This window comes from Streptomyces sp. NPDC001822 (assembly GCF_042892135.1).
GTDB lineage: Bacteria > Actinomycetota > Actinomycetes > Streptomycetales > Streptomycetaceae > Streptomyces.
In genome coordinates this window covers 153,325-178,722 of record NZ_JBIATW010000006.1, presented here as the reverse complement: position 1 = coordinate 178,722, position 25,398 = coordinate 153,325, and the positions used below count along the sequence as shown (strand labels likewise).

The window sequence follows — 25,398 nt, the reverse complement described above, 5'->3', positions numbered from 1 at the left end:
ACCGGCCTCAGCTCGGTCGACCACGCCCGCGCACACGCTCAGGACCATGTCCCCCGTGCACACGCTCAGTCCTGAGCGGCCCACCACTCCTTCAGCGCGGCGACCGCGGCATCGCGCTCGACGGGCCCGTTCTCCAGGCGCAGCTCCAGCAGGAAGGCGTAGGCCTTGCCGATGACGGGGCCCGGCCCCACACCCAGGATCTGCATGATCTCGTTGCCGTCCAGGTCCGGCCGGATCGCATCCAGCTCCTCCTGGTCCTGCAGCTGCGCGATGCGCTCCTCGAGCCCGTCGTAGGTACGCGACAGGGCGTTCGCCTTGCGCTTGTTCCGCGTCGTGCAGTCCGACCGCGTCAGCTTGTGCAGCCGGTCCAGCAGCGGCCCCGCGTCCCGTACGTACCTGCGCACCGCGGAGTCGGTCCATTCACCGTCCCCGTAGCCGTGGAAGCGCAGATGAAGCTCCACCAGCTTCGAGACGTCCTTGACCAGGTCGTTGGAGTACTTGAGCTCCGTCATGCGCTTCTTGGCCATCTTGGCGCCCACCACTTCGTGGTGGTGGAAGGACACGCGGCCGTCCTTCTCGAAGCGCCGTGTCCTCGGCTTTCCGATGTCGTGCAGCAGGGCGGCCAGCCGCAACACGAGGTCGGGCCCGTCCTTCTCGAGGTCGATGGCCTGCTCCAGAACCGTCAGGGAGTGCTCGTAGACATCCTTGTGACGGTGATGCTCATCACTCTCCAGGCGCAGCGCGGGAAGCTCGGGCAGCACCCGGTCTGCCAGACCGGTGTCCACAAGCAGTCCCAGCCCCTTGCGGGGGTGCCCCGACAGCAGCAGCTTGTTGAGCTCCTCACGGACTCGCTCGGCGGAGACGATCTCGATCCGCTCCGCCATGTCGGTCATCGCCGTGACGACATCAGGGGCGACGTCGAAGTCCAGCTGGGCGGCGAACCGGGCGGCGCGCAGCATGCGCAGCGGGTCATCGGAGAACGAGGCCTCAGGTGTTCCCGGAGTACGCAGTACGCGCTGATCGAGGTCGCCGAGCCCGCCGTGGGGGTCGATGAACTCCTTCTCGGGGAGTGCGACGGCCATGGCGTTGACCGTGAAGTCGCGGCGCACGAGGTCTTCCTCGATCGAGTCGCCGTAGGAGACCTCCGGCTTGCGGGAGGTCCTGTCGTACGCCTCGGACCTGTAGGTGGTGACCTCGATCTGATAGCCGTCCTTCTGCAGGCCGACGGTGCCGAAGGCGATCCCGACCTCCCAGACCGAGTCGGCCCAGGGCCGGACGATCTTGAGTACGTCCTCCGGGCGCGCGTCGGTGGTGAAGTCCAGGTCGTTTCCGAGCCGGCCGAGCAACGCGTCGCGGACGGACCCTCCGACCAGGGCGAGGCCGAATCCGGCTTCCTGGAAGCGTCGGGCGAGGTCGTCGGCGACGGGGGAGACCCGCAGCAGTTCGCTGACTGCGCGGTGCTGCACCTGGCTCAGGGCACGGGGGCTGTCTTCGTTGGCGTTCGGCACAACAGAAAAGGGTACGTGCCCGGACCGGCCCGGGCGTCATCGTTTCCGGCGGCCCTGCGAGACTCTCCCGATCATGTGGATGGTCCCCGGCACTCAGTCCGCGGGCTCATCGTTACCATGCGTGGACGCAGAGACCGGCAGGACCGGCATCCAACCGACGACGAGGGACGGGTACGCGTGGCCGAGGCGGCAGACTTTCAGGGGACGAAACCCTCCCCTGCCCGCCGGTGGCTCCGGCGCACAGCCTCCTTGATCGTCGGAGCGCCACTGATCACCGGCCTCCTGGCCGGCCCGGCGGCACCTTCGGCGCAGGCCGGGGAGGCCGCCAAGGTCCCCACCGGATCACGCACCGTCGATGTGTCTCTGGACACGCTCTCCCCCAGCGCACCGGTCGAGGGCGACACCCTCAGCATCTCCGGAACCCTGACCAACAAGGGGAAGAAGGCGGTCACCGATGCCGAGGTCGACCTGCGGGTCGGACCGACGCTCTCCGGCAGGGGTGCGATCGACGAGGCGGCCAAGCGCACCGGGTACCTGCCCGGCAGTGACCCGGCCAAGCTCGGTGGCAAGTACGCGGTGAAGGTCTCCGAGCTCGACCCCGGGGTCAGCCGGGACTTCACCCTCTCCGTTCCGGTCGACAAGCTGGACCTGGACGCCGCGGGCGTCTACCAGCTCGGGGTGTCCCTCACCGGCAAGACCTCCGAGTACGCCTACGACCAGGTGCTCGGCATCCAGCGCACCTTCCTCCCCTGGCAGCCCGAGGACAGCAAGCACAGGACCAAGCTGACCTTCCTCTGGCCGCTGATCGCGTCGGCGCACATCACGGCCGAGACGGGATCGGACGAACAGCAGACGCCCGTCTTCTCGAACGACGACCTGGCCCTCGAACTCGCTCCGGGCGGCCGGCTGGAACAGCTGGTGTCACTGGGGAGCCCGCTTCCCGTGACGTGGGTGATCGACCCCGACCTCTTGGCCTCGGTCGACGCGATGACCAAGAACTACCGCGTCAGAGTCGGTGACGAGACCGTCGCGGGGACCAACCAGGCCATCGCCAAGAAGTGGCTCAACGACCTGGAGGGGGCGGTCAAGGACGGGAAGGTGGTGGCTCTGCCGTTCGCCGATCCGGACCTCGCCTCCATCGCCCACCGCGGCAAGAACGTCTCCGGCACCCTCAGCCACCTCCAGACGGCGACCGAGGTGGCCGGCAAGACCGTGGAGACTGTTCTGCACGTGAAGCCGTCGAGCGACTTCGCCTGGCCCGTGGACGGCGCGATCGACCCGTCCGTTGTGGATGTCGCCACGTCCGCCGGCGCGCACAAGGTGATCGCCCGCAGCGACAGCCTCGACGAGACGGGCGGCCTGCCCTACACCCCGACGTCGGCCCGGCCGATCGGTGGTGGCACCACCGCCGTCGTCGCGGACCACCGGCTGTCCACGGCGTTCACGGGCGACATGGCCAAGGCCGGCGCCTCCACACTCGCCGTCCAGAAGTTCCTTGCCCAGACGCTCGCGCTCACGGAGCAGGCATCCGACGACGAACGCAGCATCGTCGTCGCCCCCCAGCGCGCTCCCACCGCCGCACAGGCCCAGACCATGGCACGTGCGCTGCGGGCGCTCACCACAGAGCGCTGGACCCGGCCCCTCGACCTGGTGGCGGCCGCGGAGGAGAAGCCGGACGCCCGGGCCACCACCAAGGTGCCCGGGGCGTCCCAGTACCCCAGGAAGCTGCGCAGGCAGGAGCTGCCCACCCAGGCGTTCCAGGACATCAGGACGACTCAGGACTCGCTGAACAGCTTCCAGGTGATCCTCACCCAGCCCGACCGGGTCGTGACTCCTTTCGGTAACGCGATCAACCGCTCCGTCTCGACCTCCTGGCGGGGCAGGCCGCTGGAGGCCCAGCGGTACCGCGATTCGGTCCGGACCTATCTGCAGGGCCTCACCGACGAAGTGCAGCTGATCACGAAGTCGGACGTGACACTGTCCGGGCGCAGCGCGACGATCCCGGTGACCGTGCAGAACAAGCTGGTCCAGGGCGTCGACCACCTGGTGCTCCGTCTGACCTCGGACAATGCCACACGGCTGAAGCTCAACGACGGCGGGGCGGTGGCCGAACAGCCGATCCGGATCGGCGGCGGGCACAGCCAGTCCGTGAAGTTCGACGCCACAGCCAATGCCAACGGACAGCCACGGGTCACGGCACGGCTCTTCACGACGGACAATGTCCCGTACGGCGAGGCGATGACCTTCACCGTGAAGGTCTCGGAAGTCACACCCACGGTGCTTCTCGTCATCGCCGGCGGGCTGCTCCTGCTGGTCCTGGCGGGCATCCGGATGTATACCCACCGCAAGCGCGCCGCAGCCGATGGCACGGCGGAGGGCGGCGGCGGTGAACCCGAGCAGCCGAGTGACCCTCGGCCGGACACCGGTCCGGAAAGCGGGGCCCCGTCGGGCCCGGGTGAGAAAGTGGACCGTTGAGCGACATCTGTCGGGGCCGGTCGGCCGCGGACAATGAGGTGGGGTTTCGATGAACGCGCCGTACGACGGTGACCGCGGCCAGGGCGCGGGCGGGGCTGGTTCTTCCAGTGGTCCGCCGGTGCCGCCCGGCCCCGGCCAGGACGGGGAGAACCCTGACCCGTATCTGCAGCACGCGTACGACCACGATCCGTACCGCGCCCAGGACCTCGCCGCGCAGGACCCGGTGGCCGAGGCGCTGTACGACCGCGCCTCGCACCCGCCGCCGCCCCCTGGGACCTACCAGGAGCCGCAGCCCCTCTACCAGCAGCCTCCCGCGGCGCAGTACGCGCCCGACCCCCGGATCTGGGCCCAGACGCCGCCACCGGAGCCTGCCGGCCCCTCCCGGCACCTTCCCTACGGTGACAACGCCGCGACCACCCAGTACGTGGGGGTGGACGATCTGGTGACGCGAGCGTCGGACGACCGTGAAGAACAGGACGCCTTCGCTCACCTCTTCCGCGACCAGGAGGGATCGGGCCGCGCTCCGGGCACTCCCGCCGAACCGGAAGCCGCTCCGGCACCCATGCCACCGAAGTCCGGGGGCAAGGCAGCCGGGATACTGAAGTCGAGCGCCCTCATGGCCGCGGGCACCATGGTGTCCCGCCTGACCGGCTTCGTGCGCAGCCTCGTCATCACCGCCGCGCTGGGTGCCGCCCTGCTCGGTGACAGCTTCATCATCGCGTACACCCTGCCCACGATGATCTACATCCTGACCGTGGGCGGCGGTCTCAACTCGGTCTTCGTCCCGCAGCTCGTCCGGTCCATGAAGGACGACGCCGACGGCGGCGAGGCCTACGCGAACCGCCTGCTGACGCTGGTGATGGTCGCGCTGGGCGCGATCGTCGCGGCAGCCGTGTTCGGCGCTCCGTGGCTCATCCACCTCCTCTCCCCGACCATCTCGAACGATGCCGCGGCCAACAGCGTGGCTGTCACATTCGCCCGCTACTGCCTGCCGACGATCTTCTTCATGGGCATCCACGTCGTCATGGGGCAGATTCTGAACGCCCGCGGGAAGTTCGGCGCGATGATGTGGACCCCGGTCCTCAACAACATCGTCATGATCTGCACCTTCGGCCTCTTCATCTGGGTCTACGGCAGCGCGGCGGAGTCCCAGATGGGTGTCGAGACGATCCCGCCGGAGGGCGTGCGGCTCCTCGGAATCGGCACGTTGCTCGGCTTGGTCGTCCAGGCACTGGCCATGATTCCGTACCTCCGCGAGGCGGGCTTCCGCTTCCGTCCCCGATTCGACTGGAGGGGACACGGGCTCGGCAAGACGATCAAGCTCGCGAAGTGGACGGTCCTCTTCGTCCTCGCCAATCAGGCCGGCGTCATCGTCGTCACACAATTGGCCACCGCAGCGGGCGCTCACTCGGGCAAGGACGGAACGGGCTTCCTCGGCTACTCGAACGCCCAGCTGATCTGGGGCATGCCTCAGGCCATCATCACGGTGTCGGTCATGGCCGCCCTGCTGCCCCGCATCTCCCGGGCCGCCCACGACAACGACCCCGGGGCCGTCCGCGACGACATCTCGCAGGGGCTGCGCAACTCGGCCGTGGCCATCGTCCCGGTCGCCTTCACGTTCCTCGCGCTCGGCCTGCCGATGTGCACCCTGCTGTACGCGTCCAGCGGCACCGAGGCCGCACGGTCCATGGGCTTCATCCTCATGGCGTTCGGTCTGGGCCTGATCCCGTACTCCGTGCAGTACGTCGTGCTGCGCGGCTTCTACGCGTACGAGGACACCCGCACCCCCTTCTACAACACGGTCATCGTGGCTGCGGTCAATGCCGCGGCATCGGCAGTCTGCTACGTGGTTCTTCCCGCGCAGTGGGCAGTCGTGGGTATGGCGGCCTCGTACGGGCTCGCCTACGCGGTGGGCGTCGGCATCGCCTGGCGCCGGCTGAGCAACAGGCTCGGCGGCGGGCTGGACGGCGCCCGGGTGGTACGCACCTACGCCCGTCTCTGCCTGGCGGCGCTTCCCGCGGCCATCGTGGGCGGCGCTGTGGGCTTCGCACTTCTCGCGGCCCTCGGCGACGGGGCCGGCGGTTCGGTGGTGGCGCTGGTCTGCGGCAGTGTCGTCCTGATGGGCATCTTCTTCGTCGCAGCCAAGAAGATGCGCATCGAGGAGCTCAACGGCATGGTCGGCATGGTCCGGGGACGACTCGGACGCTGAATGCACGCCGGACCGCACAACCATCGCTGGACACCGCGTGTCGTGCATAGCGCCGGAGTGTGGGCACAATTGGCGTGATGCCGAGCGGGCAGGCATCGCGCAACGGATGGGGAGGCAGGAACGACGGTGGCGGAACGTAGCACGGCCGCTGTCGACGTGGCCGACAACAGCGGCGACGAGCCGCTGACCGCCAAGGCGGAAGCGGCCACGACCGACGGGACGGCACGAACCCAGGATTCAGAGGGCACGGGCTCGGAGAGCGACGGGCGCGAGGAATCGGCCGGCGTCCCCGCGACGCCCGACCTGCACAGCGGTCACAAGCTGGCCGGACGCTACCGGCTCGAGGAGTGCGTCACCCGGCTGGACGGATTCAGCAGTTGGCGCGCCGTCGACGAGAAACTGCGTCGAGCGGTCGGCGTGCATCTGCTGCCCGCCGACCATCCGCGCGCCCGCTCGGTGCTCGCCGCTGCCCGCTCCTCGGCCCTGCTGGGCGACCCTCGCTTCGTCCAGGTACTGGACGCCGTGGAGGAGGACGACCTCGTCTACGTCGTCCACGAATGGCTCCCGGACGCCACCGAACTCACCGCCCTGCTGGCCGCGGGACCTCTGGAGGCCCACGACGCGTACCAGCTCGTGAACCAGATCTCCCAGGCCATGGCAGCGGCCCACCGCGAGGGCCTGTCGCACCTGCGCCTCACCCCCGGAGCCGTACTGCGCAGTTCGACGGGGCAGTACCGCATCCGCGGGCTGGCCGTGAACGCCGCTCTTCGCGGCATCACCGCCGAAAAGCCTCTGCGTACGGACACCGAAGCCATCGGAGCGCTCCTCTACGCGGCTCTGACCCGTCGCTGGCCCTACGAGAGCGACGCGTACGGTCTCACCGGACTCCCCAAGGACCTGGGCCTCATCCCCCCGGACCAGGTGCGGGCGGGTGTGCACCGCGGGCTGTCCGAGATCGCCATGCGCGCACTGGCCAACGACGGTGCCACCGCGTCGCGCCAGGAGCAGCCCTGCACCACTCCGGACGAACTGGCCAAGGCCGTCGCCGCCATGCCGCGGATCCTGCCTCCGGAGTCGACTTTCACCGCACCGCCCGAGTACCAGCGCACCACCTATCAGCAGGGCACGTACGGGCGCCCGTCGGCTCGCCCCGCATCCGCCACGCAGCCGGTCATCGCGGTTCCTCCGCCCCCCTTGCAGAGCCGCACCGGCAAGGTGCTCAAGTGGGCCGTCTCCGCTCTGCTCATCGCCGCTCTGGGGCTGGGCAGCTGGCAGCTCGCGGAAACCCTGCTCGACAGGAACAAGGATTCCGGAGAGCCGACCCCCACCCAGACCCACACGACCGACTCCGGCGACGACAACAACGCCATCGAGCCCAGCAAGCCCGTGAAGATCGTGGGTGCGCAGGACTACGACCCGCTCGGTTCGGACGGCTCCGAGAAGCCGGCCTCGATAAAGAACGTCTACGACGGTGACCTGGGCTCCTACTGGAACACGGACGGCTACTACAGCGCCGACTTCGGCAGGCTCAAGGAGGGCGTCGGTGTCGTCCTCGACCTCGGTGAGGTCCAGCAGGTCGGCAGCGTCGATGTGTCCTTCCTGGGCGGAGACACATCCGTCGAGCTGAGAACGACGGAGGGCACGTCCGTGCCTCCCATGCCGGACGGCTTCACCAAGGCGGCCAAGGCAACCGGAACAAAGGTGTCCCTGAAGCCCGACAAGCCGGTGCGGGCGCGGTACCTTCTGGTCTGGCTGACCAAGCTCCCCCCGAGTGACGGCGGGAACTACCGAGGCAAGATCGCGGACATCAAGGTCACCAGCTGACCGCACCACGGGAGGGGGCTCACCGTTGGACGACGCCGGTTTCGCCGACACCAGCGACCAGGATCTACTGGCCCAGCATGTCGCAGGCGACGCTGACGCCTTCGGTGAGCTCGTACGCCGGCACCGCGATCGGCTCTGGGCCGTGGCGCTGCGCACTCTGGGCGACCGCGAAGAGGCTGCCGATGCGGTGCAGGACGCACTCGTGTCCGCCTTCCGAGCCGCGCACACCTTCCGTGGCCAATCCGCCGTCACGACGTGGCTGCACAGGATCACGGTCAACGCCTGCCTCGACCGCGCGCGCAAGACGGCCTCTCGCAAGACGGCGCCGGTCGACGACACGGAGCGACTCGACCAGCTGATGGAGCCGCACGAGTCCGCTGAGGCTCCTGCGGAACGGCAGGATCTTCATCGCGAACTCCTGGCGGCCCTGGCCACCCTGCCGGCGGAACAACGCTCGGCTCTCATCCTGGTCGACATGCAGGCCTATCCCGTTGCCGAGGCCGCACGCATCCTGGACGTCCCCACGGGCACCGTGAAAAGCCGCTGTGCCCGAGGCAGGGCCAGACTCCTGCCACTGCTCACACACCTGCGCGGCAGCAGAGCGGACGACAAGGGCAGCGTCATGGAAAGGAACCGGACGCCAGGGACATCCGTCCCATCTCCATCAGGACCGAAAGATGCCGGTGGCAGCAGTCCCGCGGCTGTGAAGGGAGGCGGGCTCGCATGACATCCACGGCCGACACGGCTCAGCACCCGGACGTCTCGGAGATCTCCGATCTCACAGAAGGCCTGCTCACGCCGTCCCGTGCGACAGCTCTCCGTCAACACCTCTCCGGCTGCGAGGAGTGCTCCGAGGTCCACGCCTCGCTGGAGGAGATCCGCGCGCTGCTCGGGACCCTTCGGCTCGATGAGCCGATGCCGGAAAGTGTCGCCACTCGCATCGACGCGGCCCTGGCGCAGGAGGTGGCCGCTCCTGCGGAGACTCCGGCCGCAGCTCCGTATGTTTCACGTGAAACATACGGACAGCCGCCGGAGAGCACGGCCGCATCACACCCCGCTGGACGTCCTCGCGGCGCCACCGGCCCTGGCAGGAGCCCGGCACGGCGACGCCGGCGCACAGTGATCCTGGGAACCGCTTTCGCCGCGGCAGCCGTAGGTGTGAGCGTTTTCCTCCTGCAATCTGCCCAGTACAGCGGAGGCTCGGCCAGCAAAATGGCCGACTCGGGAGTCAGCGCCGCGAAGACACAGAGACAGGACTTCTCCGAAAGCACCCTCGGGGGACAGGTCCGTACGCTCCTGAGCGAGGCAGCAGCAGCGGAATCTCCCGGCTTCGAGCCGGCTCGGCCGTCCCTGGACACCAAGTCGTCCCCGGAGGGTGTGGCCCCCGAAGGCGCTTCTCCCCGTACCCCGATGCGCGCAGCGAACGTGGTCGTCCCGTCCTGTGTCCAGAAGGGCACCGGCCGCGACGCGTCTGCCCTGGCTGTTGAGGAAGGAAGCTACGAGGGCACCACCGCGTTCCTCGTAGTCCTGCCTCACGCGACTGATCCCGACCGCGTCACGGCCTATGTCATCGATGCCACGTGCGTGGGCTCGGCCCCGGCGGCAAAGGGACAGCTACTGCTCACGCGGTCCTACGCACGTCCCTGAGACCCGTGCCGGGATCCGGGCGGAAACTTCGGGAATGCATGCCCCGTAGGATCCGTTGGGTGGGGTGAGAGTCGAGGAACCGACCCCAGCAGGCAGCAGGCAGTCCGCAGAGACGAGGAAGAACCCGTGAGTGACGTCCGCAATGTGATCATCATCGGCTCCGGGCCGGCTGGTTACACCGCCGCCCTGTACACCGCTCGCGCCTCTCTGAAGCCGCTGGTGTTCGAAGGTGCCGTCACCGCCGGCGGTGCGCTGATGAACACCACCGACGTGGAGAACTTCCCGGGTTTCCAGGACGGCATCATGGGCCCGGACCTCATGGACAACATGCGTGCCCAGGCCGAGCGCTTCGGCGCTGAGCTCATCCCCGACGACGTGATCGCCGTGGACCTCTCCGGAGACGTCAAGACCGTCACGGACACCGCCGGCACGGTGCACCGCGCCAAGGCAGTCATCGTCACCACGGGCTCCCAGCACCGCAAGCTCGGGCTTCCCAACGAGGACGCACTCTCCGGTCGCGGTGTCTCCTGGTGTGCCACCTGCGACGGCTTCTTCTTCAAGGACCAGGACATCGCCGTGGTCGGCGGCGGCGACACCGCGATGGAGGAGGCGACCTTCCTCTCCCGCTTCGCCAAGTCCGTCACGATCGTCCACCGCCGCGACTCCCTCCGTGCCTCCAAGGCCATGCAGGAGCGCGCCTTCGCCGATCCGAAGATCAAGTTCGCGTGGAACAGTGAGGTTGCCACGGTCCACGGCGACCAGAAGCTCTCCAGCCTCACCCTGCGCAACACCACGACGGGTGAGACGTCCGAGCTTCCGGTGACGGGACTTTTCATCGCCGTCGGCCATGACCCCCGCACGGAGCTCTTCAAGGGTCAGCTCGACCTCGACGACGAGGGCTACCTCAAGGTGCAGGCCCCCTCGACGCGCACCAACCTCAAGGGCGTCTTCGGAGCAGGTGACGTCGTGGACCACACCTACCGCCAGGCCATCACCGCCGCCGGAACCGGCTGCTCTGCGGCTCTCGACGCTGAGCGCTTCCTTGCCGCGCTCTCCGACGAGCAGCTCGCCGAGCCGGAGAAGACCCCGGCAGTCTGACTTTCCCCCAACCCCACACCCCGCGAATTCAAGGAGGCTGCCGTGGCCGGCACCCTGAAGAACGTAACCGACGACTCCTTTGACGAGGACGTCCTGAAGAGCGACAAGCCTGTTCTGGTCGATTTCTGGGCCGCCTGGTGCGGACCGTGCCGTCAGATCGCCCCGTCGCTCGAGGCCATCGCCGCAGAGCACGGCGAGCAGATCGAGATCGTCAAGCTCAACATCGACGAGAACCCGGCCACCGCGGCCAAGTACGGCGTGATGTCGATCCCCACGCTGAACGTCTACCAGGGCGGCGAGGTGGCCAAGACCATCGTCGGCGCCAAGCCCAAGGCCGCGATCCTCCGCGACCTCGAGCCGTTCATCAGCGAGTAGTAGCAACGCACTGTTTCACGTGAAACGGGCCCACCCCTGAGGGTGGGCCCGTTCCGCATTCTCGCGCACCTATCTGCCGCCCCGCTCAGAGCGGTCGAAGCGCGGGCTCCTTCTGTACGGCGCCCAGCAGTCTGTCCAGCGCCAGTTCGACGTCCTCCTTCCAGGAGAGCGTCGTGCGAAGCTCAAGTCTCAGCCGCGGGTGTGTGGGATGCGGGCGCACCGTCTTGAATCCCACGGCCAGCAGATGGTCTGCCGGGAGCATGCAGGCGGGCTCCTTCCATCGCGCGTCGCCGAACGCCTCGATCGCTTTGAACCCGCGCCGCAGAAGATCTTTGGCAACCGTCTGCACCATCACACGGCCCAGTCCCTGCCCCTGGAATCCCGGCACGATCAGGGATGTCATCAGCTGGACGGCGTCGGGGGAGACGGGGCTGGTCGGGAAGGCGGTTGATCGCGGGACGTAGGCGGGCGGTGCGTAGAGGACGTACCCCACAGCCACCTCGTCCACGTAGACGACCCTTCCGCACGACCCCCACTCCAGCAGGACAGCGGAGATCCAGGATTCCTTCTCCAGTTCGGCCCTGCCGGCCTCTATCGCGGCTTGCCCGCTGACCGGATCAAGTTCCCAGAAGACGCACGAGCGGCAGCGCTTGGGGAGGTCCGGAAGGTTGTCCAGTGTGAGCGGTACAAACCGACGCCCCATGTAGGCGGTTCCTCGCTTCCTTCGCCCGCCGCATCACGTGCGGCTGCGAGCGCACTGCGTTCTCGGAACAGGCTGCCTACGAACCCCCCGACAGCACCAAGCCCCAAACCGACTGACATCAGGTGGCTGCGATTCACTGATCGCACGGCCCCCGCCTCCTCTGAGGTGAATCACGGTGGTGGATACGCCATACCAGAACGCATCGTATCCACCCAGACGTGATGGGGATACCGAGGAACGGCAAAGGGCGGGCTGGGTTCCGGAAAGTTCCGGAACCCAGCCCGCCCTTTACCTGAAGTCGGCTCAGCTCTCTTCGGCCTCGTCCTGCTCCGACTCAATGCTCCGCTCCAGCACGCGCCCCTCACCGGGGGCAAGGCTGCCGAGAATGCGGTCCAGATCCTCCATCGAAGCGAACTCGACGACGATCTTCCCCTTCTTCTGCCCCAGGTCGACCTTGACCCGCGTCTCAAAACGGTCCGAGAGGCGCGATGCCAGGTCGGTCAGCGCCGGAGAGACCCGCCCGCCGGCGCGAGGACCCCGCGGCTTGGCCGAACTCGTGGGCTCCGATCCGAGAAGGTTCACGATCTCCTCGACCGCACGCACCGACAGTCCCTCGGCGACGATGCGGTGAGCCAGCCGGTCCTGCTCCTCCGAGTCGTCGACCGACAGCAGGGCCCGCGCATGACCTGCGGAGAGAACGCCCGCCGCGACCCTGCGCTGCACCGACGGGGAGAGCCGGAGCAGACGCAGCGTATTGGACACCTGCGGACGGGACCGGCCGATGCGGTCGGCCAGCTGGTCGTGGGTGCACTTGAAGTCCTTGAGCAGCTGGTCGTACGCAGCCGCCTCCTCCAACGGGTTCAGCTGCGCCCGGTGCAGGTTCTCCAGGAGCGCGTCCAGGAGCAGCTTCTCGTCGTCGGTCGCACGAACGATGGCCGGGATGCCCTCCAGCCCCGCCTCACCGCACGCCCTCCAGCGGCGCTCACCCATGATGAGCTCGTAGCGGTCTTCGGCAACCTTGCGTACAACGACGGGCTGGAGCAGGCCGACCTCCTTGATGGAGGTGACCAGCTCCGCCAGAGCGTCCTCGTCGAAGACCTCACGAGGCTGCTTGGGGTTGGGAACAATCGAGGAGAGGGGAATCTCCGCGAAGTACGCACCCGCGACGTTCACCTGCTCCGCGACGGACTCCATCTCGGCAACCGGTGAGCTCGGCTCGGGGACCTTGGCTCCCGTAGGCAGAGCGGTCACCTTCGCGGCCGCCACTCCGCGCTCGGCCGTCAGCACGGACGAGGTGGCCGCCCCGTCGGTTCCGACAACTTGCTTCTCCTGCGGAGCTGCGGGAATCAGCGCACCGAGCCCACGCCCCAGCCCTCTACGACGCTCACTCACTGCATGCCCTCCGAGTTGCTCTGCTGGTTGTTCGCCACGCCCGTGCGGGCATGCTCGACCGAAGAGGCGTGCTGGGCCTCGTAGTGCACTCCCACGCCCCTCAGGGCGATCTCACGGGCCGCCTCCAGATACGACAGGGACCCGCTGGAGCCCGGATCGTACGTCAGGACGGTCTGCCCGTAGCTCGGCGCCTCCGAAATGCGCACGGACCGCGGAATGCTCGTCCGCAGTACTTCCTTGCCGAAGTGCGTACGAACCTCTTCTGCGACCTGGGAAGCAAGCCTGGTTCGTCCGTCGTACATGGTCAGCAAGATTGTGGACACATGAAGATCGGGGTTCAGGTGCCCACGGACCAGATCGACGTTCCGCAACAACTGTCCGAGCCCTTCCAGCGCGTAGTACTCGCACTGGATCGGGATGAGCACCTCGGCTCCGGCGACGAGCGCATTGACCGTGAGCAGACCGAGCGAGGGCGGACAGTCGATGAGGATGTAGTCGAGCGGCTGCTCGTAGGCCTGGATGGCCCGCTGCAGTCGACTCTCCCGCGCCACCAGCGACACAAGCTCGATCTCCGCACCGGCGAGATCGATAGTCGCTGGGGCGCAGAAGAGACCTTCGACGTCCGGGACCGGCTGAACCACCTCGGAGAGCGGCATGCTCTCCACCAGGACGTCATAGATGGAGGGGACCTCTGCGTGGTGGTCAATCCCCAGAGCTGTGGAGGCGTTCCCTTGCGGGTCGAGGTCCACCACCAGAACACGGGCGCCGTGGAGCGCGAGCGAAGCGGCCAGGTTGACCGTCGAGGTCGTCTTACCCACTCCCCCCTTCTGGTTGGCCACCACCATGACGCGTGTCCGGTCAGGCCTGGGCAGCCCCTCGCCGGCGCGGCCGAGAGCCTCGACCGCCAACTGCGCGGCACGGCCAATAGGGGTGTCGTCCATCGGAGGCGGTGTTTCACGTGAAACACCGTCCCCCAGGGACTCGGTACGGGGACCGGGGACCGGATCGGTCATCGGTCCCGCGATGTTGGCGTCGGACCGCAAGGATTCACTCTCCTCGACTTCAGGCTCGCAATGAACAGAGCCTGCCATGCTTTCGGGGTCGTGAACCAGCGAGGCCGACTGTTCTGTGGATGAATCCGGTTCTGTGGACAACTTGGCGACCCGTACGGGGGTGCGGCCGCGCGGCGTGGCAGCCGCACGACCGCGGCCGATGATCCCCTGCAGCAGAGAGCGACGTTTCACGTGAAACACGATGCCTGCGCAGCCCAACGGCACGACCCCGACACTCCGCACCGCTCACATATCACTGCTTGCATGGAGCATCGACACGAAGCGGCCCATAAACCGGCAAAAAGGGGCAGGAGTGGTGTCACGCACCCCTGGGGACGACCCTCAACGGCGCCGACGGGTGCGGCTGACCCGCGCGGCCTTGGCTCGCTTTGCGGCGAACCTCACACCCCCCGGGCTCTCCCCGACCACTACACGAACCACCGTGGAGGTCGGGTCGACCAGTCCCTCACCGACGTGCAGCACCTCCGTCTCCACCACTCCGAGCTTGCTCAGAGCAGCACGAGCCCCGTGGATCTCCTCCTCGGCGGCACCACCCTTGAGTGCCAGCATCTCTCCGTACGGACGGAGCAGCGGGACACCCCACCCCGCGAGCCGGTCGAGAGGGGCCACCGCGCGCGCCGTCACCACGTGCACCGGCTGGAGGGTTCCCAGCACCTCCTCGGCACGACCACGTACGACCGTCACGTGGTCCAGGCCGAGCAGCTCGACGGCCTCCTGAAGGAAGTTCGTGCGGCGCAGCAGCGGTTCCAGAAGCGTGATCTTCAGGTCCGGGCGCACCAAGGCCAGCGGGATGCCGGGAAGGCCGGCTCCCGAGCCCACGTCGCAGACCGTGACACCTTCGGGCACCACCTCGGACAGCACAGCGCAGTTCAGGAGATGCCGCTCCCACAGACGAGGAACCTCGCGAGGGCCGATCAGGCCGCGCTTGACGCCCGCGTCAGCGAGAAGCTCCGCGTACCGGACAGCCTCTGGGAAGAACTCTCCGAATACCGCTTGCGCCTCCTTGGGCGCCTGAGGGAGCTCTGCTTCCTCCGTCACGGGGACCGTCCTTCCGTACCGCGCTCATCGGGTCTCGCTCAGATCATGCCAAGCAATGTGCCCAACCGGCCGCGCACCTGTGCGACCGGATCCGAACAAAGTCCCCGCCCCACTGTGGGCGGCTGACTATCAGGCTGACAAAGATCGGCCCCGCCTGCGAACAGACGGGGCCGACACAACAAGGATCCGGTCAGGCCGGAAGAACGACGACGAAGCGCTGCGGCTCCTCGCCCTCGGACTCACTCCGCAGGCCCGCCGCGGCAATCGCGTCGTGCACGACCTTGCGCTCGAAGGGCGTCATCGGGTCGAGCTTCACCGGCTCGCCGGAGCTCTTGACCTCGTCCGCGGCCTTCGCGCCCAGAGCAGCGAGAACCTCACGCTTCTGGGCGCGGAAGCCGGCGATGTCCAGCATCAGGCGGCTGCGGTCACCGGTCTCACGGTGAACCGCCAGGCGCGTCAGCTCCTGGAGCGCCTCCAGCACCTCACCGTCGCGTCCGACGAGCTTCTGCAGGTCACGCGCCGAGTCGCTGATGATCGAGACCGCGGCCCGGTCCGCCTCCACATCCATGTCGATGTCACCGTCGAGGTCGGCGATGTCGAGCAGGCCTTCGAGGTAGTCGGCGGCGATCTCACCCTCCTGCTCGAGGCGGGTCAGAGTGTCGCTGCCCTCAGCGGCCGTGGTGGTGGTGCCTTCCGTCACTGATGGACTCCTTCTTACTTCTTGGACGGGTGCTTGGGCCGCTGCGGGCCCTTGCGCTGTCCGGACTTGGCTTGGCGTGAGGAGCCGGACGCGGCGGGCTTGCCCGTCGGCTTCGGCTTGTCTTCCTGCGGTGCGTCCTGCTTCTCCAGCGAGGTCTTGGGTGCCGAGTCGCCGGAGTCGGAGTCCTTCGCCGCGCCGGAGTGCGCGGCGGCAGTGTGGCGCTTCGCCTTCGTCTGACGCTTGGGCTGCTGCCGCTTGGCCGGAGCACCGCCCTCGGCCTCGAGCACCGCGGCTTCGCTCTTCGCCACCGTGCCGTCCTCCTGGGCCGCGAGACCCAGCTTTCCGAGGCCGGTGATGAACTTGCGCTCGATGTCGTTGCGGTCGGGGCCCTTGGCAACGATGGCCTTGACGGTGTTGCGCCGCGTCCTGCCCCGCACGTCGCCGTGCGCCTTCACGCTCTTCAGCACCCTGCCCAGGTACGCGTCCTGCGCCTTGCTGCCCGGAGTGGGGTTCCGGTTGATCACGTACATCTGCTGACCCATGGTCCAGACGTTCGTGGTCAGCCAGTACACGAGGACACCGACGGGGAAGTTGATGCCGGTGACGGCGAAGATCACGGGGAAGATGTACATCAGCATCTTCTGCTGCTGCATGTACGGCGTCTTGACCGTGAGGTCGACGTTCTTCGTCATCAGCTGGCGCTGCGTGTAGAACTGGGACGCGGACATCAGCACGATCATGATCGCGGTGACGACACGGACGTCCAGCAGCGTGGCACCGAGCGCGTGCACCTTCGCCTCGGAGTCCGTGAACTTGGCCGCCAGCGGGGCACCGAAGATGTGCGCCTTACGCGCACTGTCCAGGAGCGGCTGGTCGATGACACCGATCGTCTTGCCCGAGGCGATGGCCGAGAGCACGTGGTACAGGGCGAAGAAGAACGGTGACTGCGCCAGGATGGGAAGGCACGAGGAGAGCGGGTTGGTACCCGTCTCCTTGTACAGCTTCATCATCTCTTCGGACTGACGCTGCTTGTCGTTCTTGTAGCGCTCCTGGATCGCCTTCATCTTCGGCTGGAGCACCTGCATGTTCCGGGTCGACTTGATCTGCTTCACGAAAAGCGGGATCAGGCAGATCCGGATCAGGACCACGAGGGACACGATGGACAGGCCCCAGGCCCATCCCGTGTCGTCCCCGAAGATCGCTCCGTACAGCTTGTGGAACTGGACGATGACCCACGAGACAGGCGTGGTGATAAAGCTGAACAGACTGGCAATCGTGTCCACTAATCAGGCTCCTTGAGCTTTGGACGAGGTCTCTTTGGCCGGGCTCAGGGGTTCGGAGACCGACTCCCCGGAAGGCACATCGGCGGCTGAGTCCCCGCCCTTGCCGCCGCGCAAAGAGCTGCGCAGCAGTTCATGCCACCGCGGACGTTTGCGTGGCGGTACGTGATCCACGCCACCGGGTGACCACGGATTGCAACGCAGGATGCGCCATGCGGTCAGCGCGGTTCCCTTGATCGCTCCGTGCCGGTCGATCGCCGTATATCCATAGTGGGAACACGACGGGTAGTACCGGCAGACGGGCCCGAGGAGCGGGCTGATCGTCCACTGGTACAGCTTGATGAGAGCCAGCAGCGGGTACTTCATCGCGCGCCCCCTCCCAGCAACCGCCGGAAGGCGGCATCCAGGTCTCGGGCCAGCTGTGCATGATCGGCGTCGCCCGATCCGGGCAACGCTCGTACGACAACAAGGCTACCGGGGGGCAGCTGAGCCAGCCGATCGCGCACCAGGTGGCGGAGTCTCCGCTTCACCGCGGTGCGAACGACGGCTCCCCCCACTGCTTTGCTGACAACGAAACCCGCACGCGGCGGAGGAGCAGTCTCCCCAGTCACGTGCGGGTCCGTTACACCGCTGCTTAGATGGACGACGAGGAGCGGGCGTCCAGCCCTACGCCCTCGTCGTACCGCGGTCGCGAAGTCCTCGCGCCGCCTCAGCCGATTCTCGGAAGGCAGCACGTCATGGACCTGTAAGCGATCAGGCGGACAGGCTGCTGCGGCCCTTGCCACGGCGGTTCGCGAGAATCGCGCGGCCGGCACGGGTACGCATACGCAGCCGGAAGCCGTGGGTCTTGGCGCGACGACGGTTGTTCGGCTGGAAGGTGCGCTTGCTCACTCGGGGGCTCCAGAAATGATTCGTGTGTTGGCGGGACATCGCCTGGCTGTCACCGTGCGCCCACGAGGAACTCGCGTAAACGCCTTAGTGCACCGCTTCACAATCACAGATCGTGATCTTTGCCCATCGGAGGCAGGCGGCAGCAGCCATCGACAACTCGACCTGGTCACGGTACGCGCGGCTGCGCCATTCGGTCAAACCGGCTCTGCGGCACCCCATGCTGTACACAGCCTGTGGACAACAACTTGAACCGTGCGGGTCGCCCTGACTACCGTGGCTGAACTCCGGTTCTTTTCCTTCCCCCCTGCCGGGCCTCACCCGACCCGACCCATCCCGTCCCGAGAAGCACACATTCGTGGGACATGCGAGAGAGCGTGCCTTGTGGCTGACGTACCTGCCGATCTTGCCGCAGTGTGGCCACGAGTGCTGGAGCAACTCCTCGGGGAGGGCCAGCAGGCCATCGAGCCGAAGGACAAGCAGTGGATCGAGCGCTGCCAGCCCCTGGCGCTCGTCGCGGACACCGCGCTGCTCGCCGTACCCAACGAATGGGGCAAACGCGTCCTCGAAGGCAGACTCGCCCCGCTGATCAGCGAGACGCTGACGCGTGAGTGCGGGCGTCCGATCAGGATCGCGATCACCGTCGACGACTCCGCCGGCGAGCCCCCTGCGCCGCCCGCCCCGCCCATGCACGCGTCGCACCAGCCCCACCGCTACCAGGGGCCCGGCCGCGACGAGCCGGGCCACAACGACGGGTACGACGGCTACGGCTCCAGGCCCTCGGACGACGGGATGCCGACGGCCCGCCCCGCGTACCCGGACTACCAGCAGCACCGCCCCGAGCCCGGCGCCTGGCCACGTGTCCAGGAGGACCTCGCCTGGCAGCCGCGGCACGGTGGCTACCAGGAGCGCGACCCGTACGCGAGCCCGCGACCGCAGCAGCCTCAGCACGACTACCGTCCGCAGCCGCCCGAGCACCAGGGCTACGACCAGCAGCGGGACGACCGCGACCGCCGCGACCTGCAGGACCAGCAGCCGCAGCACCGCCAGGGCGGGCCCGGCACCGGCCGGTCCGGCGGCGGCCCGATGGGCGCGCAGTCCCCGCCGCCTCCCGGCACGAACGAGCCGCACGCGAGGCTGAACCCGAAGTACCTCTTCGACACCTTCGTCATCGGCGCGTCCAACCGATTCGCGCACGCCGCGGCCGTCGCCGTGGCGGAGGCGCCGGCGAAGGCGTACAACCCCCTCTTCATCTACGGCGAGTCGGGGCTCGGGAAGACGCACCTGCTGCACGCCATCGGGCACTACGCGCGCAGCCTCTACCCGGGCACCCGGGTGCGCTACGTGAGCTCCGAGGAGTTCACCAACGAGTTCATCAACTCGATCCGCGACGGCAAGGGCGACACCTTCCGCAAGCGCTACCGGGACGTGGACATCCTTCTGGTCGACGACATCCAGTTCCTCGCGAGCAAGGAGTCGACGCAGGAGGAGTTCTTCCACACCTTCAACACGCTCCACAACGCCAACAAGCAGATCGTGCTGTCCTCGGACCGGCCGCCCAAGCAGCTGGTGACCCTGGAGGACCGTCTGCGCAACCGGTTCGAGTGGGGGCTCACGACCGACGTGCAGCCGCCCGAGCTCGAGACGCGTATCGCGATCCTCCGCAAGAAGGCGGTGCAGGAGCAGCTCAACGCCCCGCCGGAGGTACTGGAGTTCATCGCGTCCCGCATCTCGCGGAACATCCGCGAGCTCGAGGGCGCGCTCATCCGCGTGACGGCGTTCGCGAGCCTGAACCGGCAGCCTGTGGACCTCGGTCTGACCGAGATCGTGCTCAAGGACCTGATCCCGGGGGGCGAGGACTCGGCTCCCGAGATCACCGCTCCGGCCATCATGGCGGCCACCGCGGACTACTTCGGGCTGACGGTGGAGGACCTCTGCGGATCCTCGCGCAGCCGCGTGCTGGTGACGGCGCGGCAGATCGCCATGTACCTGTGCCGTGAGCTGACGGATCTCTCCCTGCCCAAGATCGGAGCCCAGTTCGGCGGACGCGACCACACCACGGTCATGCACGCCGACCGGAAGATCCGCGCACTCATGGCGGAACGGCGCTCCATCTACAACCAGGTCACCGAGCTCACCAACCGCATCAAGAACGGCTGAGGCAGGCGCCGGCGGCACGGCACCGCTGAGCGCACCCGGAGGCGCCCCCCGAGACCGCGAGGTCCTCGGAGGGCGCCTTTTCTTCGTCAGAAGCCGCTGAGACGCGCCCAGGAGCAGCCCGGCGGTGCGGTGCCGGCGGTGCCAGAGGGCCGTTTCGCCCGCCTGGAGAGCTCGCCGAGACGTCCCCTGTGCTTGTCCGCGCGGTCGGCCGCCGCGCGAGCTGTTCGAATACGGGCCTCTGCAGGGCCCTTCTCCACAGGTGACCTGGGATTCTGGCGTCCACAGCCTGGGGACTGAGAAGTTGTCCAGATTGCGTCCACAGCCCCGGCTCCCGATACTCCATCAGACCAGGTCAGGTGCCTGGGGAATTGTGGTCAACAATGATCCACAGCCTGTGGACAGAATTTTCGTCCACAGGGCCTCGATCATGTTGTCCACCGGCGGCCCACAGGCCAGGCGCTCTTGTCCCCAGCTTCTCCACACGCCTGTCCACTGTTCGGCAACCCGACACCCGCCTTCACCGCCAGGAGTGAAAGGCGTCACACCGGGAGCCACGGTTGGGCTGTGGGGAACGGGGGTAAACCTGGGGACGGCCTTGGGGAGAAGTCACCCTGCCCTGTGCATCGGGTGTGCAGAACTTTCGTGTGTCCACAGAAGTGCCCGGTTGTCCACCGGTGCCACCCACAGGGTCGGTGGACAAAAAACCGATGCTGACCTGCGTAAACAACGTTTTCCACGGTTTCCACAGGGCCTACTACTACTACCACTCAGAGTTAGCCAGGAATCAGCTTCGAAGTGGGGCCTGTGCACAACTCGAGCGGCGAGCCCGGCGAACCTCTTGGCGCGACTTGACCCCGAGCAGCAACGGCTGTCGGCGCCGTACGTCAGACTGGACCCCGGCGGCCTCCCCAGCCCATCGGCAGGGAGCCCCGGTCAGACGACGAAGGCCAGCAGGGCGAGCGAGCAACAGCAGGAGGCGGTTCCGGTGAAGATCCGGGTGGAGCGCGATGTACTCGCGGAGGCAGTGGCCTGGGTGGCCCGCAGCCTCCCGGCACGGCCTCCGGCTCCCGTTCTCGCGGGCCTTCTCCTGAAGGCCGAGGACGGTGCCCTCAGCTTCTCGAGCTTCGACTACGAGGTCTCGGCCAAGGTCTCCGTGGACGCCGAGGTCGAGGACGACGGCACGGTCCTCGTCTCCGGCCGGCTGCTCGCCGACATCTGCCGCGCCCTGCCGAACCGCCCCGTCGAGATCTCCACGGACGGCGTGCGGGCGACGGTCGTCTGCGGCTCCTCGCGATTCACACTCCACACACTGCCTGTGGAGGAGTACCCCGCGCTTCCGCAGATGCCGACCGCCACGGGCACCGTCCCCGGTGAGGTCTTCGCCTCCGCCGCGGCCCAGGTCGCGATCGCGGCGGGGCGCGACGACACCCTGCCCGTCCTGACCGGCGTCCGGATCGAGATCGAGGGCGACACCGTCACCCTCGCGTCGACCGACCGCTACCGCTTCGCGGTCCGTGAGTTCCTCTGGAAGCCCGAGAACCCGGACGCCTCGGCCGTGGCCCTGGTGCCCGCCAAGACGCTCCTTGACACCGCCAAGGCACTGACCAGCGGGGACACGGTCACCCTGGCGCTGTCGGGTTCGGGTGCCGGCGAGGGCCTGATCGGTTTCGAGGGCGCCGGCCGTCGCACGACCACCCGCCTCCTCGAGGGCGACCTGCCGAAGTACCGGACGCTCTTCCCCACCGAGTTCAACTCGGTCGCGGTCATCGAGACCGCGCCGTTCGTCGAGGCCGTCAAGCGTGTGGCCCTCGTCGCCGAGCGGAACACCCCGGTGCGTCTCAGCTTCGAGCAGGGCGTCCTGATCCTCGAAGCGGGATCCAGCGACGACGCACAGGCTGTGGAGAGGGTCGACGCGGTGCTCGAAGGGGACGACATCTCGATCGCCTTCAACCCGACCTTCCTGCTGGACGGGCTCAGCGCCATCGACTCCCCGGTGGCCCAGCTCTCCTTCACGACGTCGACCAAGCCCGCCCTTCTGAGCGGCCGCCCCGCCGTCGACGCCGAGGCCGACGAGGCCTACAAGTACCTGATCATGCCCGTCCGCCTCTCCGGCTGACCGGGGCATCGTTCCCCTTACCGCGGCTTCCGGTGGGCAGGCTCAGCGCCGAGCGTGCCCACCCCGCCGCCCCCCGCCGTGCTGTCCGGGGCGGGCGTAGGCTCGGACCCGGGTACGAATCGGCACAACGCAAAAGGAATCTCTGATGGAGCTCGGTCTCGTCGGCCTCGGCAAGATGGGCGGCAACATGCGCGAGCGCATCCGCCGCGCAGGCCACACCGTCATCGGTTACGACCGCAACGCGGACATCGCCGATGTCCACAGCCTCGAAGAGCTTGTGGGCAAGCTCAAGGGCCCGCGCGTCGTGTGGGTCATGGTCCCGGCCGGTGCCGCGACCCAGTCCACCGTCGACGAGCTGGCCGAGCTGCTCTCCCCGGGCGACATCGTCGTGGACGGCGGGAACTCCCGCTGGACCGACGACGAGAAGCACGCCGTCGAGCTCGGCATCAAGGGCATCGGCTTCGTCGACTGCGGTGTCTCCGGTGGTGTCTGGGGCCTGGAGAACGGCTACGCCCTGATGTACGGCGGCGACGCCGCCCACGTCGAGAAGGTCCAGCCGATCTTCGACGCGCTCAAGCCGGAGGGCGAGTTCGGCTCCGTCCACGCGGGCAAGGTCGGCGCCGGCCACTTCGCCAAGATGGTCCACAACGGCATCGAGTACGCCATGATGCAGGCGTACGCCGAGGGCTGGGAGCTCCTGGAGAAGGTCGACTCCGTCACGGACGTGCGCGAGGTCTTCCGCTCGTGGCAGGAGGGCACGGTCATCCGTTCCTGGCTGCTCGACCTGGCGGTCAACGCACTGGACGACGACGAGCACCTGGACCAGCTGCGCGGCTTCGCCGCCGACTCGGGCGAAGGCCGGTGGACGGTCGAGGCCGCCATCGACAACGCGGTGCCGCTTCCCGCGATCACCGCCTCGCTGTTCGCGCGGTTCGCCTCGCGGCAGGACGACTCCCCGCAGATGAAGATGATCGCCGCCCTGCGCAACCAGTTCGGCGGGCACGCGGTCGAGAACAAGAAGTAGTCGCCGGCAAGCAGGCGGCAGGCGGTACAGCAGCACACGGAAGAGCAGTCGGAAAGGTCGGCGACCATGCACGTCACGCATCTCTCGCTGGCCGATTTCCGCTCGTACGCCCGGGTCGAGGTCCCTCTCGATCCGGGCGTCACCGTGTTCGTGGGGGCCAACGGCCAGGGCAAGACCAATCTGGTCGAGGCGGTCGGCTATCTCGCCACGCTGGGCAGCCACCGGGTGTCCTCGGACGCACCCCTGGTCCGGATGGGCGCCGAGCGCGCCGTCGTGCGCGCGGCGGTCACCCAGGGCGAGCGCTCCCAGCTGGTGGAGCTGGAACTCAATCCGGGCCGCGCCAATCGCGCACGTATCAACAGGTCGTCGCAGGTCAGGCCGCGTGACGTCCTGGGGATCGTGCGGACGGTGCTGTTCGCCCCGGAGGATCTTGCCCTGGTGAAGGGCGATCCCGGTGAGCGGCGCCGCTTCCTGGACGAGCTGATCACCGCGCGTTCCCCGCGCATGGCCGGCGTCCGTTCCGACTACGAGCGGGTGCTGAAGCAGCGGAACACCCTGCTGAAGTCCGCCGCCATGGCCCGCAGGCACGGCGGCCGGTCGATGGACATGTCCACCCTGGACGTGTGGGACCAGCATCTGGCACAGGTGGGGGCCGAGCTCCTCGCGCAGCGGCTTGATCTGATCGCCACCCTCCAGCCGCTGGCGGACAAGGCGTACGCGGACGTGGCCCCCGGTGGCGGTCCCGTGTCGCTGGAGTACCGGAGCTCGATCGGTGCGGACGTGGAGCCGGCGCGCACCCGCGAGGAGCTGTACGAGCAGGTGACGGCCGCGCTGGCACAGGCACGGAAGCAGGAGATCGAACGCGGCGTGACGCTGGTCGGCCCGCACCGGGACGACCTGGTGCTGGGCCTGCGCGGAATGCCGGCGAAGGGGTACGCGAGCCACGGGGAGTCGTGGTCGTACGCCCTGGCGTTGCGGCTGGCCTCGTACGATCTGCTGCGCACCGAGGGGAACGAACCGGTGCTCGTGCTGGACGACGTCTTCGCCGAGCTGGACGCGCGCCGACGTGAACGGCTGGCCGAACTCGTCGCGCAGGGCGAACAGGTGCTGGTGACGGCGGCGGTGGACGACGACGTCCCCGGCGTGCTGGCGGGAGCGCGGTACGCGGTGTCGGCGGGTGCGGTGGAGCGGCTGTGAGCGGACCGGACGAGCCGGGTGCCCCCACCCCGCGCCCGGCGAAGCAGCCCGAGGTGTCGGGCGTCGACCTGGCGCGGGTGGCCCTGCGCGCGGCCAAGGAACAGGCGCGTGCGCGGGGCGCCGCCGCGCAGCAGAGGAATCAGGCCAGGCGCGGTGGCGGACTGCGGTCGGGAGCTCGCTCGGACGGCCGTGATCCGCTGGCCCTGGGCTCGGCGATCAACCGGCTGATCACGGAGCGGGGCTGGGAGACCCCCGCGGCGGTCGGCGGGGTGATGGGCCGCTGGCCGCAGATCGTCGGGGACGATCTCGCCAATCACTGTGTGCCCCTGCGGTACGACGAGGATCCCGGGGAGCGGGTTCTGACCGTGCAGTGCGATTCGACGGCGTGGGCCACGCAGCTTCGGCTGCTCGCGCCGCAGCTGGTGGCCCGGTTGAACGCGGACCTGGGGCAGGGAACGGTTCGGATGATCAAGGTGCAGGGGCCCGGGGGCCCGCAGCGCAGATTCGGTCCCCTCCGCGCACCCGGGAGCAGGGGCCCCGGCGACACCTACGGCTGATCAGGGCTTTCCCCCTCCTCCCGTCCGTCAACACCGGATCACACGGGCGGAGTCCCGATGGCCTGTGATCAGCCTTCTGTCCCGCTTTGCCATGGACACGACGCTTCCGCTTTGTTGCCTTATGTCCCTTTTTG

At 68.1% G+C, this 25,398-nt stretch carries 22 protein-coding genes; 12 read left to right on the top strand and 10 right to left on the bottom strand.

The window, feature by feature from the left end; genetic code table 11:
- Window positions 1-65: 65 nt before the first annotated feature.
- Window positions 66-1,508, bottom strand: a complete 1,443-nt coding sequence (locus ACFYY2_RS16355) for a CCA tRNA nucleotidyltransferase (RefSeq protein ID WP_388742808.1) — start codon at window positions 1,506-1,508, stop codon at window positions 66-68.
- A gap of 177 nt (window positions 1,509-1,685) precedes the next feature.
- Here ACFYY2_RS16355 and ACFYY2_RS16350 point away from each other — a divergent pair, with 177 nt between their 5' ends.
- The 7 genes from ACFYY2_RS16350 to trxA all read left to right on the top strand — a co-directional run bounded on the left by ACFYY2_RS16350 (window position 1,686) and on the right by trxA (window position 11,136).
- Complete coding sequence (locus ACFYY2_RS16350; protein WP_388743414.1) at window positions 1,686-3,983, top strand: DUF6049 family protein; 2,298 nt, start codon at window positions 1,686-1,688, stop codon at window positions 3,981-3,983.
- A 49-nt stretch (window positions 3,984-4,032) separates the two neighbouring features.
- Entirely contained in the window at window positions 4,033-6,192 is a 2,160-nt protein-coding gene (gene murJ, locus ACFYY2_RS16345; protein WP_388742805.1) for a murein biosynthesis integral membrane protein MurJ, read from the top strand.
- A gap of 126 nt (window positions 6,193-6,318) precedes the next feature.
- The gene (locus ACFYY2_RS16340) at window positions 6,319-8,016 is read left to right on the top strand and encodes a serine/threonine protein kinase (protein WP_388742802.1); all 1,698 of its coding nucleotides are present in this window, start codon (window positions 6,319-6,321) and stop codon (window positions 8,014-8,016) included.
- A gap of 25 nt (window positions 8,017-8,041) precedes the next feature.
- On the top strand, window positions 8,042-8,743 hold the full coding sequence (gene sigM / locus ACFYY2_RS16335) for an RNA polymerase sigma factor SigM (protein ID WP_388742800.1): 702 nt from the start codon (window positions 8,042-8,044) through the stop codon (window positions 8,741-8,743).
- On the top strand, window positions 8,740-9,663 hold the full coding sequence (locus tag ACFYY2_RS16330; RefSeq protein ID WP_388742797.1) for an anti-sigma factor family protein: 924 nt from the start codon (window positions 8,740-8,742) through the stop codon (window positions 9,661-9,663). Before sigM ends, ACFYY2_RS16330 begins: the two co-directional genes overlap by 4 nt.
- A 126-nt stretch (window positions 9,664-9,789) precedes the next feature.
- Entirely contained in the window at window positions 9,790-10,761 is a 972-nt protein-coding gene (gene trxB, locus ACFYY2_RS16325; protein WP_388742794.1) for a thioredoxin-disulfide reductase, read from the top strand.
- A 42-nt stretch (window positions 10,762-10,803) separates the two neighbouring features.
- A complete protein-coding gene (trxA, locus tag ACFYY2_RS16320; protein ID WP_388742791.1) occupies window positions 10,804-11,136 on the top strand; it encodes a thioredoxin in 333 nt (110 codons plus the stop codon).
- An 85-nt stretch (window positions 11,137-11,221) separates the two neighbouring features.
- On the opposite strand, the gene ACFYY2_RS16315 is transcribed toward trxA, so the two are convergent.
- The 9 genes from ACFYY2_RS16315 to rpmH form a co-directional block, all read right to left on the bottom strand.
- Entirely contained in the window at window positions 11,222-11,839 is a 618-nt protein-coding gene (locus ACFYY2_RS16315) for a GNAT family N-acetyltransferase (RefSeq protein WP_388742788.1), read from the bottom strand.
- 303 nt (window positions 11,840-12,142) lie between these two features.
- A complete protein-coding gene (locus ACFYY2_RS16310) occupies window positions 12,143-13,231 on the bottom strand; it encodes a ParB/RepB/Spo0J family partition protein (RefSeq protein WP_388742786.1) in 1,089 nt (362 codons plus the stop codon).
- On the bottom strand, window positions 13,228-14,322 hold the full coding sequence (locus tag ACFYY2_RS16305) for a ParA family protein (protein ID WP_388743412.1): 1,095 nt from the start codon (window positions 14,320-14,322) through the stop codon (window positions 13,228-13,230). The genes ACFYY2_RS16310 and ACFYY2_RS16305 overlap by 4 nt, the downstream gene beginning before the upstream one ends.
- A gap of 303 nt (window positions 14,323-14,625) precedes the next feature.
- Window positions 14,626-15,342, bottom strand: coding sequence for a 16S rRNA (guanine(527)-N(7))-methyltransferase RsmG (gene rsmG / locus ACFYY2_RS16300; protein WP_388742784.1), 717 nt, complete (start codon window positions 15,340-15,342; stop codon window positions 14,626-14,628).
- Window positions 15,343-15,532: 190 nt separating this feature from the next.
- Window positions 15,533-16,042 carry a protein jag gene (locus ACFYY2_RS16295; RefSeq protein ID WP_388742782.1) on the bottom strand — a complete coding sequence of 170 codons (510 nt, stop codon included), beginning with the start codon at window positions 16,040-16,042 and terminating at the stop codon, window positions 15,533-15,535.
- Window positions 16,043-16,056: 14 nt separating this feature from the next.
- Window positions 16,057-17,325, bottom strand: coding sequence for a membrane protein insertase YidC (gene yidC / locus ACFYY2_RS16290; protein WP_388742779.1), 1,269 nt, complete (start codon window positions 17,323-17,325; stop codon window positions 16,057-16,059).
- A 3-nt stretch (window positions 17,326-17,328) separates the two neighbouring features.
- Window positions 17,329-17,688 (bottom strand): membrane protein insertion efficiency factor YidD, encoded by a 360-nt coding sequence (gene yidD, locus ACFYY2_RS16285; protein WP_388742777.1) that lies wholly within the window; start codon window positions 17,686-17,688, stop codon window positions 17,329-17,331.
- Entirely contained in the window at window positions 17,685-18,056 is a 372-nt protein-coding gene (gene rnpA, locus ACFYY2_RS16280) for a ribonuclease P protein component (protein WP_388742774.1), read from the bottom strand. The genes yidD and rnpA overlap by 4 nt, the downstream gene beginning before the upstream one ends.
- Window positions 18,057-18,075: 19 nt before the next feature.
- Window positions 18,076-18,213, bottom strand: a complete 138-nt coding sequence (rpmH, locus tag ACFYY2_RS16275; RefSeq protein WP_003967884.1) for a 50S ribosomal protein L34 — start codon at window positions 18,211-18,213, stop codon at window positions 18,076-18,078.
- Window positions 18,214-18,594: 381 nt separating this feature from the next.
- Here rpmH and dnaA point away from each other — a divergent pair, with 381 nt between their 5' ends.
- The 5 genes from dnaA to ACFYY2_RS16250 all read left to right on the top strand — a co-directional run bounded on the left by dnaA (window position 18,595) and on the right by ACFYY2_RS16250 (window position 25,264).
- Window positions 18,595-20,370 carry a chromosomal replication initiator protein DnaA gene (gene dnaA / locus ACFYY2_RS16270; RefSeq protein WP_388742771.1) on the top strand — a complete coding sequence of 592 codons (1,776 nt, stop codon included), beginning with the start codon at window positions 18,595-18,597 and terminating at the stop codon, window positions 20,368-20,370.
- 985 nt (window positions 20,371-21,355) lie between these two features.
- Complete coding sequence (gene dnaN, locus ACFYY2_RS16265) at window positions 21,356-22,486, top strand: DNA polymerase III subunit beta (protein WP_388743409.1); 1,131 nt, start codon at window positions 21,356-21,358, stop codon at window positions 22,484-22,486.
- A 145-nt stretch (window positions 22,487-22,631) separates the two neighbouring features.
- Entirely contained in the window at window positions 22,632-23,510 is an 879-nt protein-coding gene (gene gnd, locus ACFYY2_RS16260) for a phosphogluconate dehydrogenase (NAD(+)-dependent, decarboxylating) (protein WP_388742768.1), read from the top strand.
- Between the two features lie 66 nt (window positions 23,511-23,576).
- Window positions 23,577-24,707 carry a DNA replication/repair protein RecF gene (gene recF, locus ACFYY2_RS16255; protein WP_329039100.1) on the top strand — a complete coding sequence of 377 codons (1,131 nt, stop codon included), beginning with the start codon at window positions 23,577-23,579 and terminating at the stop codon, window positions 24,705-24,707.
- Window positions 24,704-25,264, top strand: coding sequence for a DUF721 domain-containing protein (locus tag ACFYY2_RS16250; RefSeq protein WP_388742766.1), 561 nt, complete (start codon window positions 24,704-24,706; stop codon window positions 25,262-25,264). The genes recF and ACFYY2_RS16250 overlap by 4 nt, the downstream gene beginning before the upstream one ends.
- The last annotated feature ends 134 nt before the right edge of the window (window positions 25,265-25,398 follow it).

Coding starts and splice junctions, on each gene's coding strand:
- murJ (WP_388742805.1), top strand. CDS start 4,033: ATGAACGCGCCGTACGACGGTGACCGCGGCCAGGGCGCGGGCGGGGCT.
- ACFYY2_RS16330 (WP_388742797.1), top strand. CDS start 8,740: ATGACATCCACGGCCGACACGGCTCAGCACCCGGACGTCTCGGAGATC.
- ACFYY2_RS16315 (WP_388742788.1), bottom strand. CDS start 11,839: ATGGGGCGTCGGTTTGTACCGCTCACACTGGACAACCTTCCGGACCTC.
- ACFYY2_RS16305 (WP_388743412.1), bottom strand. CDS start 14,322: ATGGCAGGCTCTGTTCATTGCGAGCCTGAAGTCGAGGAGAGTGAATCC.
- yidD (WP_388742777.1), bottom strand. CDS start 17,688: ATGAAGTACCCGCTGCTGGCTCTCATCAAGCTGTACCAGTGGACGATC.
- gnd (WP_388742768.1), top strand. CDS start 22,632: ATGGAGCTCGGTCTCGTCGGCCTCGGCAAGATGGGCGGCAACATGCGC.
- recF (WP_329039100.1), top strand. CDS start 23,577: ATGCACGTCACGCATCTCTCGCTGGCCGATTTCCGCTCGTACGCCCGG.